At 35.3% G+C, this 13,331-nt stretch carries 13 protein-coding genes; 2 read left to right on the top strand and 11 right to left on the bottom strand.

All coding sequences use genetic code 11. The features are described from left to right. Positions 1-2 precede the first annotated feature (2 nt). Both CKV62_RS00445 and CKV62_RS00440 read right to left on the bottom strand, forming a co-directional pair. Positions 3-281, bottom strand: a complete 279-nt coding sequence (locus tag CKV62_RS00445; RefSeq protein WP_095064762.1) for a ferredoxin family protein — start codon at positions 279-281, stop codon at positions 3-5. After that, positions 278-1,585 carry an FAD-dependent oxidoreductase gene (locus tag CKV62_RS00440; RefSeq protein ID WP_095064760.1) on the bottom strand — a complete coding sequence of 436 codons (1,308 nt, stop codon included), beginning with the start codon at positions 1,583-1,585 and terminating at the stop codon, positions 278-280. The genes CKV62_RS00445 and CKV62_RS00440 overlap by 4 nt, the downstream gene beginning before the upstream one ends. Positions 1,586-1,972: 387 nt before the next feature. On the opposite strand from CKV62_RS00440, the gene CKV62_RS00435 reads away from it, so the two are divergent. Both CKV62_RS00435 and CKV62_RS00430 read left to right on the top strand, forming a co-directional pair. Continuing rightward, positions 1,973-2,434, top strand: coding sequence for an ArsR/SmtB family transcription factor (locus CKV62_RS00435; protein ID WP_095064758.1), 462 nt, complete (start codon positions 1,973-1,975; stop codon positions 2,432-2,434). A 223-nt stretch (positions 2,435-2,657) separates the two neighbouring features. After that, complete coding sequence (locus tag CKV62_RS00430; protein ID WP_095064756.1) at positions 2,658-3,734, top strand: IS30 family transposase; 1,077 nt, start codon at positions 2,658-2,660, stop codon at positions 3,732-3,734. 34 nt (positions 3,735-3,768) lie between these two features. Here CKV62_RS00430 and CKV62_RS00425 read toward each other — a convergent pair whose 3' ends face one another. Genes CKV62_RS00425 through CKV62_RS00385 form a run of 9 tightly spaced genes read right to left on the bottom strand, consistent with a single transcriptional unit; the run spans position 3,769 to position 13,288 of the window. Continuing rightward, on the bottom strand, positions 3,769-4,863 hold the full coding sequence (locus CKV62_RS00425; protein ID WP_095064754.1) for a glycosyltransferase: 1,095 nt from the start codon (positions 4,861-4,863) through the stop codon (positions 3,769-3,771). A gap of 34 nt (positions 4,864-4,897) precedes the next feature. Further along, positions 4,898-6,427, bottom strand: a complete 1,530-nt coding sequence (locus tag CKV62_RS00420) for a lipopolysaccharide biosynthesis protein (protein ID WP_169835169.1) — start codon at positions 6,425-6,427, stop codon at positions 4,898-4,900. An 8-nt stretch (positions 6,428-6,435) separates the two neighbouring features. Next, the gene (locus CKV62_RS00415) at positions 6,436-7,323 is read right to left on the bottom strand and encodes a polysaccharide biosynthesis/export family protein (protein ID WP_157728903.1); all 888 of its coding nucleotides are present in this window, start codon (positions 7,321-7,323) and stop codon (positions 6,436-6,438) included. A gap of 45 nt (positions 7,324-7,368) precedes the next feature. Beyond that, entirely contained in the window at positions 7,369-8,364 is a 996-nt protein-coding gene (locus tag CKV62_RS00410) for a glycosyltransferase family 2 protein (RefSeq protein ID WP_095064748.1), read from the bottom strand. A gap of 24 nt (positions 8,365-8,388) precedes the next feature. Further along, positions 8,389-9,510, bottom strand: a complete 1,122-nt coding sequence (locus CKV62_RS00405) for an EpsG family protein (RefSeq protein WP_095064746.1) — start codon at positions 9,508-9,510, stop codon at positions 8,389-8,391. Next, a complete protein-coding gene (locus tag CKV62_RS00400) occupies positions 9,511-10,854 on the bottom strand; it encodes a GumC family protein (protein WP_095064744.1) in 1,344 nt (447 codons plus the stop codon). It lies immediately after the preceding gene. A gap of 30 nt (positions 10,855-10,884) precedes the next feature. Next, on the bottom strand, positions 10,885-11,553 hold the full coding sequence (locus CKV62_RS00395) for a ribulose-phosphate 3-epimerase (RefSeq protein ID WP_095064742.1): 669 nt from the start codon (positions 11,551-11,553) through the stop codon (positions 10,885-10,887). 11 nt (positions 11,554-11,564) lie between these two features. Then, positions 11,565-12,593 carry a galactitol-1-phosphate 5-dehydrogenase gene (locus tag CKV62_RS00390; RefSeq protein WP_095064740.1) on the bottom strand — a complete coding sequence of 343 codons (1,029 nt, stop codon included), beginning with the start codon at positions 12,591-12,593 and terminating at the stop codon, positions 11,565-11,567. After that, positions 12,590-13,288 (bottom strand): IspD/TarI family cytidylyltransferase, encoded by a 699-nt coding sequence (locus CKV62_RS00385; RefSeq protein ID WP_095064739.1) that lies wholly within the window; start codon positions 13,286-13,288, stop codon positions 12,590-12,592. The genes CKV62_RS00390 and CKV62_RS00385 overlap by 4 nt, the downstream gene beginning before the upstream one ends. Positions 13,289-13,331 lie beyond the last annotated feature (43 nt).

The following is a 13,331-nucleotide window of genomic DNA, read 5'->3' as shown; positions in this document are numbered from 1 at the left end:
ACTCACCCCTGTCTAAATTCAATGCCCTTGCTGTTGCGCGGATATTTCCAGGCTTTCACAATCGTATCACCGCACAGAACGCGGCACGTGCCGCACTCGAGGCAACCCGCAAAATCAAAGACCAAATCACCGTTTTCCTGCAAGGTATACAACCCCGCCGGACAACCGTTGACGAGCTTCATTTTCTCTTCCTTGCTGAACCCCGAGCCATCCACCTGAATGTGAGGACACGTTTCATCTACATAATATTTATTGGCACCCAGCCGTTCTTCCAATCTCATAGGGAACGCACCCCTTTCCATGCATCACGAATCAAGTTGGTCAAGCCTACATCACCCACGCGGTGCATTATCTTTTTCATCATCGGCACCGCACCGTCGCCATTGACGGTGAACACATCGCGCATCAGATGATTCACAAATTTCGGATATTCATTGAAAATACGCGGATGAGTAGCGAGGAATTTCGGCATATCCTTATAGAGCTTCAAATCCTTATGAAGCCACGAATTCTTGATATTCTTTTCGTACAGTTTCGGAACGCGGTCCATATTTTCGTCGCGCAGACCCACATTGACGGCCTCCGCCGCACAGATACCGGACTCAATAGCGAGGTCCATGCCGCGAATCGTATACCCCAGATTCATGCACATCCTAGCCGCATCACCGATGATGATATATCCCGGACCGCCCAGCTTCGGCATCGAGCGATAACCGCCCTCCGGCACGAGATGGGCGCTGTGTTCCTTCAACTGTCCGTTCTTCAATAACGGCGCGATGCGAGGATGGCTTGTGAAAGCAGTGAGCATATCGTCCACGGAACGATTGGCGGAACCGATGTCATCAATGCCCACAACCATACCTACAGACAAACTGTCTTTATTGGTGTAAATAAAGCCGCCGCCCAGCAGCCCGTCCGTCATATCGCCCAAGGTAAGCCAGGCCATACCGTCATCACCGGTCAGCATGAGTCGATTTTCAAGGTCCTCTTTCTTGAGTTTATACACCTCTTTAACGCCTACGGCCATCGTCTTCGGATCCGTAGGCCCCGTGAGGCCCGCTTCTTCCAACAGAACCGTATTGGCGCCTTCAGCGATAATGACAAGCTTGGCATAGACTTCGTCATCATGACAGCGCACGCCCACAACGCGGCGCTTTTTGCCTTCCCCTTCGGTGATGAGCTCCGTCACCTGCACGTTCGTTACGAGAAGGGCACCCTTTTTCTCCGCCTCTTCCGCAAGCCATTTATCGAATTTCGCACGCAATACGACATACGATTCCTCGTTCGGCTTCACATCCTGATAACTATATTCAACGGTCGTCATTTCATCGCCTGCACCGATGGAAATGCGTTCTTTCGTCACCTTTCTCTCAAGAGGTGCACGGTCTCTGAAATCCGATACGATGCGTTCCAAGGAATGGGTATAAATACGCCCCCCCATCATATTTTTAGCACCCGGTGCGGTACCTCGTTCGATGAGCAACACTTTCACCCGTTTCTCCGCCAGACGCAACGCCGCGGCAGCCCCTGCAGGCCCTGCACCGACGACGATCACATCAAATGTTTCATTTCGATCAATTGCCATATACTCAGCTCCTTTTGATGAAAGCTTGAACTTACATAAGTCTATATAATATATATTCACGATAAAGACCTAAAATACCTGCCCAACATACCACAAAAGTATGAAAATAATCTGTATTCATGAATGTAAAATGTAAGATTCCGGCAGACTTGCATAACCAAGATAGACTTTCACATACTTATTCATGCAATACATTTTCAATGTGCAATAAAATTCATCAATTCGTGAAATTTATAATTTTTTCTGGCTTTCACGGAAAAAAGAGGGTATGATAAAGGTAAGAAAACCCTATACGGAGCAACACGCGTATAATACGACCGCATAATGCAGGACCACGGTCAAGGTTAGGCACTCATTATTTTGGAATATATCACCAGAGGAGGCCATATGGACCCGTTAAGAATCTTGAAAGCATTATCAAATCCACATCGGTTAAATATTATATTGTGGCTGAAACGCCCGGAGCAGGAATTCGGTGTACAGATACACGCCGACAGTCTCATCGATTTCCCACACAGCGTCAGTGTTAAAAGCATCCAGAAGCGCTGCGGTGTATCGCAGTCGTCCATTTCCACATTCATGAGCATCCTGGAAAATGCGGAACTCGTAGAATCCCGTAAAATCAATCAGTACACATATTTCCGACGCAATGAACCGGTTATCCGCGAATTCGGTAGCTGGTACAACAAGAAAATCTCCATCCAGAACGACGACGCCGAAAAATTGCTGCAAACCGTGAACCTGGAAGACACATCGTACCCCATCGCAGAGGAGTCGGCCCTCTCTAGTGAATGTCCGGCTATGGAACTGCGTACTAAGGGGACTCGCGATGAAGATGAAAATAGATAAGAACAAACTGTTAATCATAATGATTAAACATTCAAATATAGTTACACAATAAAATGACCTTCGCAAACTAGATGTAATCTAATATGAGAAGGTCATTTTGCTATTCATAATAAATTTCTTATAAGAGCTTAATTGTAGAATGAAATTGAACAAATAAAAAATCCATAGTGAACCTTGTGTTATGATTTAGGTGCCTAATCAAAATATAACCGAGGTAATCACTATGGACTACAATAATCATAACACGACATTACGCACAAACAAACACTTAAACTTCGAAGAACGATTTTATTTAGAAAAGAGAATCGTTCTAGGAGACAGTATTACTGCAATTTCACGTGCACTGGGCCGTTCCAGAACAACTATTTATACAGAATTAAAACGCGGTACTGTAATTCAAATTCGACAAGGTAAATCTCAACTTGTATATTTAGCTGATTCTGGACAGGCAACCTATGAAAGACAACGTATGGGCTCCTTTAATACCATGAGAGTTGGTGCTATAGAATCTTTTATAAATTGGATTGAAAGCAAAGTTCTAAATGATCATTGGTCCTTTGATGCTGCTGTTGGATATGCTAAACATAAGGGTTTGTTTGTGCGTAATGAAATGGTTTGTGCTAAAACTTTATATAATTATCTTCACAAAGGTGTATTGAGAATAAAAGCAATTGATTTACCATTGGTAGTACGGCGTTCCCAACGAAAATCTATTTCTAGAAAACATAAGCGAGAACTTGGTAAATCCATAGAGCTTCGTGATCCTAATATTGAAACGCGCGAGGAATTCGGACATTGGGAATTAGATACCGTCCGTGGAATAAAAGATAAGACAGACCATGTTTTAATCTCTTTACTTGAGCGTAAAAGCAGATTGTATGTGGCTTTACGATGTCCATCAGCACGGGCTACTGATGTAAAAGAAACACTGCATGCATGGTTAAATACGTTTAAAGATGTTAATCTAGCCTGCTTATGTAAAACAATAACTGCAGATAACGGTTTAGAGTTTTCAGAGATATCTGATTTAGAAAATGAAACTTTGTCTATTTATTTTGCTCGACCTTATTCTGCTTGGGAACGTGGATCGAACGAAAGGCATAATGGTTTACTTCGTAGATGTATACCGAAAGGAATGCCAATAAAAGCCGTTTCGGAGGAAACAATTCAACGAACACTTCAATGGTGTAATAATTTGCCACGCAAGCTTCTAAATTATAGAACCCCTTTGGATGTCTTTCTTGAAGAAGTTAATAAAATTGTAGATTTGGATACTGTTCAATTTCATATTGCAATTTAAGATTTCTTATAAGAATATAATTACTAAATTAATATCACAAGTTTTGATATACTTTTTCAATCCTATGTATCTCCGTTTGAATATCATATCCAGCCTGTCTTAACTTATCATGAGCATCAAATCTTGATACTGTTTTATATTTTGAAATACACTCTACCCATTCGTTAATATCATCAATAGATAAAAACTCTGTCGTATCTAAAATCTTTGATTCTTTAGTTATTGTATCTGCCAACAAACACGGAATACTCGTCGCCTGTGCTTCAACAGCGACTAGTGGAAGTCCTTCAAAATTAGATGGCAGTAAAAATATATCGGCTGCTTGAAGTAATTCAGGAATATCTTGTCGAACCCCCAAGAAAACTACGTTATTCTTGCATGACAAAGTATTAAGTTTGTGTTGGATCTCTAATCGAAGTGGTCCATCGCCAACCAATAAAAGTACCGCATTATTATCTAACTTATAATATTCATTAAACACATCTATTAAAAATGTATGATTTTTTTGATAGGTAAAGCGTCCGATATGAAGTAAGAGTGTTTTATCCGTAATCTTTAATTCTTTTCTTTTTTGTTCACGAACCTCTCGCTTAAATCGGAAAGGCTCTAAATCAATAGCATTATTTGCAACTATAACTTTATCTTGCACCCTTGATGGATACAACCACTTACCGGCCAACTTTGAACAGGCCAACAAAGTATTACCTATAAAAGGTGTCACTTCCTTACCAATTCGATGTATAGCCGTCTTTACAACCCTTTTCACTGCATTAGCATCATCAATTTTGGAACTATGAGAATGAATAAGAATTTTTTTATAACCGGCTAATTTAAAAGCTAATAATACGATGATATTTGCATACGATGTATGAATGTGTACCGCTTGATAATTATATTTAAGTCTAATAGCTCTTAATCTTTTTATATAACTTATAAAATATATTGGCGATGTAATTCGATGAAATAAAGCACCTTTCTTTATAAACTCTTCCTCAAAATCTAAAATATCTTCATAAGTTAAAAAGCCGAACTGATATTGATCTTTATCAATATATCTATAATTTTGACAAATATATTTTGTCAATCCTCCCTTATCATTAGATACAGTCGCTTGCAATATTCTATACATTTTCCCTCTTACACTTCCCCCAAAAGCAAATATACTATTTCAATTTATTAATAACCTTATATACCAAATCATGTTCATAATTATTAAATGAGAATTTAATATAACACGCCAACAGTAGAACTACATAAATAAAAATCAAAACTATCCATACACTCAAAGATGGTTGTGTATATAAATAATTCTTTATATACAGCATAATCGGAACCAACACACAAGGAATAATCGCAATCTTTATAATTTCTAGCCAAAACTTTACTATATTTATATTCATATAACGATAGTAATAATAATTCATTACAAAGCCGTTGCCAATTAACATACATAAAGCAGTAGAATACGCTCCCCCAATAATGCCATATACCGGTATCCAATAATAAGAAAGAGCTATATTAAGTACACCGACAATTGTATATACAATTGCACGAATATAATATACATTACGAGCTTGCATAATCGTTAATCCTAAATTTTGAATAAGGTCAATCGTAAAAGCACTAATTATAATTAATACTACTTCGAATACCAGATCAAACTTAGCACCAACCCAAAAATATAAAAATTCATGCCCGAATATAATAAACCCAGATAAGATAAGCGATAAAATATAAAACTGTAATCGCCCTACTCTAATAAAAACATCAGTAATTTCATTATCAGAAGCATTTGTAGCAATCATAGCTGTCACTTTGGGTAATAAAACACCTGATATGGCAAGCGAAATATTCATATAGTTAATATAAATCTGACTGGCAATCGCATATGCGGCTACATAAAAGCTACCTAATTTGGCTCCAATAATCAATTGATTGCTTTGCCAAAATATTTGATCAACTACGCTAACCACAAAAAAGCTAAGTGATAAATTACTAATATTCTTAACGACTTTGCTATCCCAGCCTGTAAATGAATACGTAAAGCCCATATACCATTTAACATACATATACTTCGCAATAACCAGAGCCACATTTGTTAACGTTTGCACTATCACAACTGTTAAAGCATACGGATAATAAATGATAGCAACAACAATAAAAACAGGTTGAATTAAAATTTGTACAATACCACAAGTTTTTAGAAATATAAATCGCTCGTCACTTATGATAATCGCATCAAATATTTTAGTGCTAAATAGAACCAAAATATTAAATAATAAAAACAAAAGAATAATTTGCCCGCTATTTAATAAATCAGTACTTAATTTAGGAAATAAAGTTGGAAATAGAAAATAAAAATAAACACCTATAGATGCAATAATAACACCAATTCCTGTATATAACAGGCCTGCAACAGATAGCAATTTATTAATATTTTCTACTTCACCATTAACTTTATATTTGACTAAAAATCGAACAATAGTTGCAGACAGCCCAAAATCAAGGACTCCAAAGTAAGCAATAAAAGAACCAAGTAATTTATATAGACCAAATTGATCGATTCCTATATAGTGAATCAAAATCGGTACATACGCTAAATTAATAACTGTATTTGATAATAAAAACAAATACGATAAAAGAACACCTACACGTCTTTCTTTAGATCGATTACTTGATGACATACTATCCATGATACTCATTATAAATGTCTAATAGCATACGCCGCAGAAATATAAGGTAAAATTTCACCCAAAATTAAACGATGTGATTTTGGAACGTAAATCATATCTCCATCTTGTAATGCAATATTTTGTTTTATATCTTGTTTTTTAATAAAACTTTCTAAATCCACTTCACGAACATATACGGTATCATCAATAACTCGTACCACTTGAATATGTTTTGGCCTTCCTTTTCGCAAGGTTCCATTAGCACTTGATATAGCCGCAAATACATTCATATAATCAGCTCCAAGTCGATAAATACCGGGTTTAGCAACCTCACCCATTACATAGATTTGTCGGCCTCCATATTCGGAAACATTAACTGATATATGAGGCTGTTTAATATAGTTAGCAAATTTTTCGGTTAACACTTGATTCGCCTCATCGAGTGTTAATCCTGCTAACTTAACTACCCCTGTGTACGGTGTACTAATACGACCATCCGGGCCAATAACTAAACTAATTCCAGAATTACTAGTAGCATCACCCGAATTACTACTAAATCCTAAATCTCCTCGCGAATATCCTAATATTTGAATATTAATTTTATCATATTTAGCAAGCCTATATTCTCCAATATCCGGGCGAGCTAGTGTAAAAACACTAGCCTTTGGATCTATATATTCACCATTTTCAATAACTAATTTAGCTTTGTCCTCTTTTGAAAGATTCTGTTTATGCTTAACCCGTAAATTAGCTTCCATTTTACCGGTTGATACCTCACTGATCTGACCAGCTGTCATTTCAATTGATGAATTTGGCATTTCACCCTCATACGACATATCTGCAGCAAAGCTGAACTGACAGATACTGGTTGCTATAAAAGCTGCTATAACGCCACTCTTAATTCCTCTATATTTCATAAGTAACTCCTTGCCAACACTTTTGTTAATCATCTCCGGATAATTCTACTGTTTATTTTTTAATCTACAATATATCATCAAAAGAGTCGGCCCTAATAAAACAATGCTGTTCCAAGCTATATTTTTAATAAGCCCTAACCGTCTACTCACATAAAAAGTTATAGGCACACATGAAAGGATCTTATTAACTCTTTCTCTATACTTTAACCAAGTATTATATTCTATATTTATATTTTTCTGATCAACTATATAGGAATATTTATTAATCAATGCCAATGCATGTGTGATATACATATACTTTTGATTTTTTATCTGTCGGCTATGATAAAAATTATATGCAACTTTTAAGTTTTCAACACTACCCTCAAAAGCTTTTAAATTACGTAACTTTGACAACGAAGATTCATTTCTATCAATCACTTGATATACTGCAGCACTTTCATAATAATAAGCATCTATATACTTATAATATTGAAAGTTAAATATTTGATCTTCCGCTAAACTATACTCCACAGGAAAACGTATATTATATTTATTTAAAATATCCCGTCTATATAATTTTGCTACCGGTCCTAAAAGATTAGGTTGCAATAGGGAATAATAATCCCCAAAGCTTCCACATAGAGGAATATTCATTGCATCTTTCAGTGTAGTTTTAATTTGTTTTGTATCTCGATTTATAATCTCAATACTACCTACAACTAAATCCGCCTCTTTATGATGTAATAATAAGTTCTCCACATAAGTAGCATCTATAATGTCATCAGCATCAACAAATAAAATAAATTCACCTGTCGCAATATCAAGCCCTTTGTTTCTAGCACTACTAACACCTTGATTAGATGTAGAAAATAAAATAATATTATCTCCAACAAAGCGCTTACAAATTGACTCTGTCAAATCTGTACTGCCATCATTAATAATAACAATCTCAGTTTTTGTATAGGTTTGTTTTCGTACACTGTTAATGCATTCTTCGATATAATTCTCACCATTATATACCGGAATGATAATACTTACTAAAGGATTATCTCCATTCATGGATGTCTCACTTTCACTAACCCACTAATCAAAGATTTTAAAGTTAAAACTATAATTAATATTCATGCTAGACGGATTTGTATTTCGCCAATGTACATAATAATTTTGTGGCGTATTATCCAATCCTCTGAGGAATATAAACGTAGGCAAAACAAGAAGTAAATAACCTAAAGGAAGTAAATATCTATATTTTGTCGTTTTTATTATAATCTTATTATTTAAATACATTACACATAATGCCCAAATAATAATTGTAAAAAACTCAAAATATGCAGTGGTTCGTACTATTGGCAACGAAAAAGCAAATATAAAGTGCCCTAGCAAGCCAAAGAAGCAACAGTTAAGCATTTGAGCATATTTAGGATTAAGATCTTTAATTGCCAATCTAGCAATTAAAATAACACCCAATTGATATATCAAATAAAGTCCGGTCATATTACCAGCCGCATCTTTATCGGTCAAATATACCATATACCAAATATCCCCTAATAATATGCTACCTAATTTGATAACAATATTTGCCATGATATTTAATTTCCAGATAACTAAGGAAATAGCAAAGGCTATAACGTACCAATACCATTGATATAATTTTCTAGGGACAAAATAGAGTAATATTGCAATAACTGCACTATTATGGATAAAAAAGGCCACCAAAACAACTAATATATAGGGTAAAAGTCGACGCTTCAAACAATATTTATAGCCCCAAAAAATAATCAACATAGCTAATTCTTGACGGATCCCATTTAATGTCCCCATATATTGACTTAAAAAGAAAAATATTAAAGCCAAAAGAATTATTTCATAGTTATTACGTTCATAGTACCTCAGTCCTAACCATAAAAACGCCATGATTAAAACTTCATAGATAATAAACATCACCTGAAAAGAAAATCCATTGCTTCGTAAAAAATCTACAAAAAGTATAAAACTTAACTCAGGATATATGTCACCGACTTTAGCCGTATAAAAGAGCAATGAATACCAATCATAATCTGTCCCGATTTGATAGCGAAACATCCCTAGAAAAGTCAGTACTATAAATAATAAAATAGGTATACTTTTATTATATGTTTGAGGAATAGCTTTATAGAAAACGATTGTCCCTAATGTAAGGATCGTTAATCCTATCCAAAACAGCATCTATATCACCTGCTTAACTCGTCTGGAGTATCCGATATATAAGTAGCCTATAATAATCAAAGCATAAATTAAACCTCCAACCAGAACAATAAGAGCTCGTTTTGGCCAGGAATGTTTAATAGGAAGTGATGCTTTATCAACAATACGCACATCCATGCTATCAAGGTTTTCTTTCATTTTTAGAGATTCAGTAGTTTTAACAAGAGTTGTATAAGTTTCCTTAGCTATATTCACATCTCTTTCAAGTTTAAAAAACTTAATTGATTTAGTAGAAAACTCATTTGTTAACAGCTTATTCTGTTCAGCCAATGTTTTTAGTGTTTCAATACTTGCCTGCGCTGCATCTGCATTGCTTTTAGCTACAATTCTTTTTTTGAGGATTTCTGCCTGAGCCGCACTTAACGATACATTTTCAGATCGTACCGCCTTACTAACAGTCGTATCTAATTGTTGATTTAAATAGTTTACATTTTCCTGAGCCTTTATAACCTCTGGATATGTATCGGTAAATTTAAATCGTAATGCTGCTAAGTTTTGATTTGCATTCAATAACTTGTTTCTAATTTCCTGAATTTCCGGATTATCCGCCATTTTAGATTCTAGCACTTTAGCATTTTGATCCGATAATTGAGATTCCATATTACTAACAATTGCTGAGTTAGTGTTTAATTGTACTTCCGCATCTGCTTTAGCTTTATCATAGCCTGCAGATTTTTCTAGTAACATTTTTTCTTGATCTGATGGTGCATATACACCACTTTCCTGCTTATATTTTTCTAAAGCTTGAATTTTTTGCTCTAAATCTTTTTTTGCAGCATCAGTTTTTTGACTCAATAGTTTAACAATTCCCGAATCTTGTGTTCCACTCAAATCACTTAATGCTAATTGAAATGACTCAGTTACATTCTGAGCAATAGTTTGAGCTTCTTCAGGAGAATCCGCTTCTATACTGAAAGTTAAAATATCCGTACCACGAGGATTATCCACTGTTAAATATTTTTTAGCAAATATATCAGCAGTCATTTGTTCTTTATCTTCATCTGGAATATCCAATTTTTGAATAACCGGCTCTAAAACACGACTACTCTTTAAAATAGACATATATGTAAGTGACGAATCACCACCATTAAAACCCACCAAAGCGGCTAATGCGCTATTACCAGCTACTTGAGCAGAACCTCGAGGTTTTACCTGAAACATAACATTTGATGTATATTGTTTAGGGATAGTAAATGCAATGATAAGACTTATTGCTAACATAATAATGCCAAATAATAAAAATCGTTTCCATTTTTCTTTAACAATATCTTTTAAAATGCTATATTCAATAGTTTTTGCTTCCATAAAAGCATGCGCTCCTTTATTATCTACATACTATAATATCAATTTTCTAAATAGCTCTACATTTGTATTGATGGAAGTATCCTTACAAAATAAACCAGAGGATCCCCCAACAAACATATCTGCACCAGCTTGACGCATTAATGGGGCATTCTCTGGTGAAACATTCCCATCAACTTCTATAGATATATGATGATACCCTCGTGCATCCAAAAATTTACGAGTATCTGTTAGCTTTTGTAATGTCATGGGTACCATCGTACGACCTGCAAATCCCGGATTTACAGCCATAATATTTACCATAGATAAATTTTTTAATAAATAACTCAATATTTCAATTGGAGTTGCTGGACTAAGCGCAACAGCCGCCTTAGCACCTTTTTCTTCAATTAATTGTAAACTCCCTAATACATTAGATGTTGATTCATAATGAATAGATACAAAATCTCCTTCTCGAATATCAAACCAATCTAATTTTGTTTCCGGATTCATAACCATTAAATGAATGTCAAATGGTAGTTTTGTTATTGAGCGAACCGCTTCAATAAATAAATTATTCAGCATAATATTAGGGACAAATAAACCATCCATAATATCAATATGCATATAATCTACACCAGCCGCTTCTAATTCACGAACATCTTTTTCAATAGTCAATAAATTAGCACACATAAGTGATGCAGAGATTTTACTTTCTAGCATAATTTCTCCTATTAATTCACAAACATAACTTTACATGTATGAATCTGCTTATCTTTTATCGACTCAAAAGCCTCTACATAATTTTGTAATTTATATTCATGACTAATTAAAGGCTCTACATCTATGGCTTTTGTGTACATTGCATAGATAGCATCTTTCCAATCATCTTGAACCAAATTATGGCTACTATTCCATGTACCAATCAGCTTCAGTTGTTTACGTAAAATACACCAGTAATCGGCTTGTGCTAACTCAATCTTACCAGCAGGATTTCCCATAGTTAATAACGTGCCTTCCCTTGCAATAGATTGTAACGCTTCAGCTAATGGTTGACTTGCACCAGTGCCTTCAATACAAACATGAACACCTTCATTATCTGTTATTTCTTGAATCGCATTAACTACGTTTTTCGTATTACTATTAATTAAATCTGTAAAACCTAGAGATTGTGCAAAATCTAACTTTTTTTGATCTCTTGCAACGAGAATAATTTGTTTAACTCCAAACCGCTTTAACCACATAGCCACTAAAAGCCCAATAGGTCCAATTCCCCAAATTGCTACCCGTTCAAAACCTTTAAGTCCTGCTTGACGAATGGCGTGAAGAGCTACAGCACAGGGCTCTGCCATTGCAGCATGCCGAAGATCCATATCATCAGGAACTACCACGATATTATCAAGCTTCACTTGCAAATATTCAGCAAAACCACCATCACGACGAGAGCCATAATAATCATAGTGATTACACAACTCATATTTACCAATCGAACACGATTGGCATTTTCCGCAAGGAATGAGTGGAAAAACAGCAACCTTTTTACCAACTAATAATTTATCATTAGCATCTGTAATAATACCGGAAAACTCGTGTCCTGGAATAGTAGGGAAAGTATAGGTTCCTTTCTCAAATACTCGCGGGACATCACTACCGCAAATTCCCGCTGCCTGTATATGTACCGTTACTTCATCATCTAATCGTTTTGATAATTCTACATCATCATAACGTAAATCACCAATCCCATGAAGCACTAATGCTTTCATTCATTTCCTCCCTCTTCAATAATAGTCTTAAAAAGAGCTATATCTTCCATTGTAGTAATCTTAAGATTCTCCTGTGAACCTAAAGATAACCCCACTGGAATATTTAATTTCAGCAATAAACTTGTTGGTGAATCAATATAAAGCCCTTTTTGCTCAGCTTCTTTATATGCATTATATGCAATACCATATTGAATTGATTCCGGTGTTTGCCCTTTGAAAAGTTCCTCTCTAGGAAACACATCATCAATAATCGTTCCATTACGACTAACAAACATAGTATCATAACAGGATGCTACCGCAAGAGCTGCCCCCTGAACCTTTGCCACTCTAAGACTACTATTAATTTGATTGGTTGTCACACAAGGACGTACAGCATCATGAATCAATATAAGGTCTGATTTATCAGCAATATCTTCAAGCGAAATTAAGCCTTTATAAATTGATTCAAAACGAGAACTACCACCTGTAATAATATGAGTGAGCTTTGTAATAGAAAAAGTATCTTTTAATCTTTCTATATAATCTTCCCATCCAGCTACAGAAACAACTATAATTTGATCAATCTCAATAGCTTTTTGAAACGTTTCCAACGTATAAGCAATAATTGGCTTATTATTAATTTCTACAAATTGCTTAGGAATATTAGCCCCAAAACGACTTCCCACACCACCTGCAATCAACAATACTATATTCATTATAGCACTCCTACATATATACCGCTTTATCAATCTCCGAAAG

The sequence above is a fragment of the Veillonella rodentium genome (genome assembly GCF_900187285.1).
Lineage (GTDB): Bacteria > Bacillota > Negativicutes > Veillonellales > Veillonellaceae > Veillonella > Veillonella rodentium.
Note: the sequence above shows the minus strand (reverse complement) of the source record. Positions and strands in the feature narration are given on the sequence as shown.

Coding starts and splice junctions, on each gene's coding strand:
- CKV62_RS00445 (WP_095064762.1), bottom strand. CDS start 281: ATGAGATTGGAAGAACGGCTGGGTGCCAATAAATATTATGTAGATGAA.
- CKV62_RS00440 (WP_095064760.1), bottom strand. CDS start 1,585: ATGGCAATTGATCGAAATGAAACATTTGATGTGATCGTCGTCGGTGCA.
- CKV62_RS00435 (WP_095064758.1), top strand. CDS start 1,973: ATGGACCCGTTAAGAATCTTGAAAGCATTATCAAATCCACATCGGTTA.
- CKV62_RS00430 (WP_095064756.1), top strand. CDS start 2,658: ATGGACTACAATAATCATAACACGACATTACGCACAAACAAACACTTA.
- CKV62_RS00425 (WP_095064754.1), bottom strand. CDS start 4,863: ATGTATAGAATATTGCAAGCGACTGTATCTAATGATAAGGGAGGATTG.
- CKV62_RS00420 (WP_169835169.1), bottom strand. CDS start 6,427: ATGGATAGTATGTCATCAAGTAATCGATCTAAAGAAAGACGTGTAGGT.
- CKV62_RS00415 (WP_157728903.1), bottom strand. CDS start 7,323: ATGAAATATAGAGGAATTAAGAGTGGCGTTATAGCAGCTTTTATAGCA.
- CKV62_RS00410 (WP_095064748.1), bottom strand. CDS start 8,364: ATGAATGGAGATAATCCTTTAGTAAGTATTATCATTCCGGTATATAAT.
- CKV62_RS00405 (WP_095064746.1), bottom strand. CDS start 9,510: ATGCTGTTTTGGATAGGATTAACGATCCTTACATTAGGGACAATCGTT.
- CKV62_RS00400 (WP_095064744.1), bottom strand. CDS start 10,854: ATGGAAGCAAAAACTATTGAATATAGCATTTTAAAAGATATTGTTAAA.
- CKV62_RS00395 (WP_095064742.1), bottom strand. CDS start 11,553: ATGCTAGAAAGTAAAATCTCTGCATCACTTATGTGTGCTAATTTATTG.
- CKV62_RS00390 (WP_095064740.1), bottom strand. CDS start 12,593: ATGAAAGCATTAGTGCTTCATGGGATTGGTGATTTACGTTATGATGAT.
- CKV62_RS00385 (WP_095064739.1), bottom strand. CDS start 13,288: ATGAATATAGTATTGTTGATTGCAGGTGGTGTGGGAAGTCGTTTTGGG.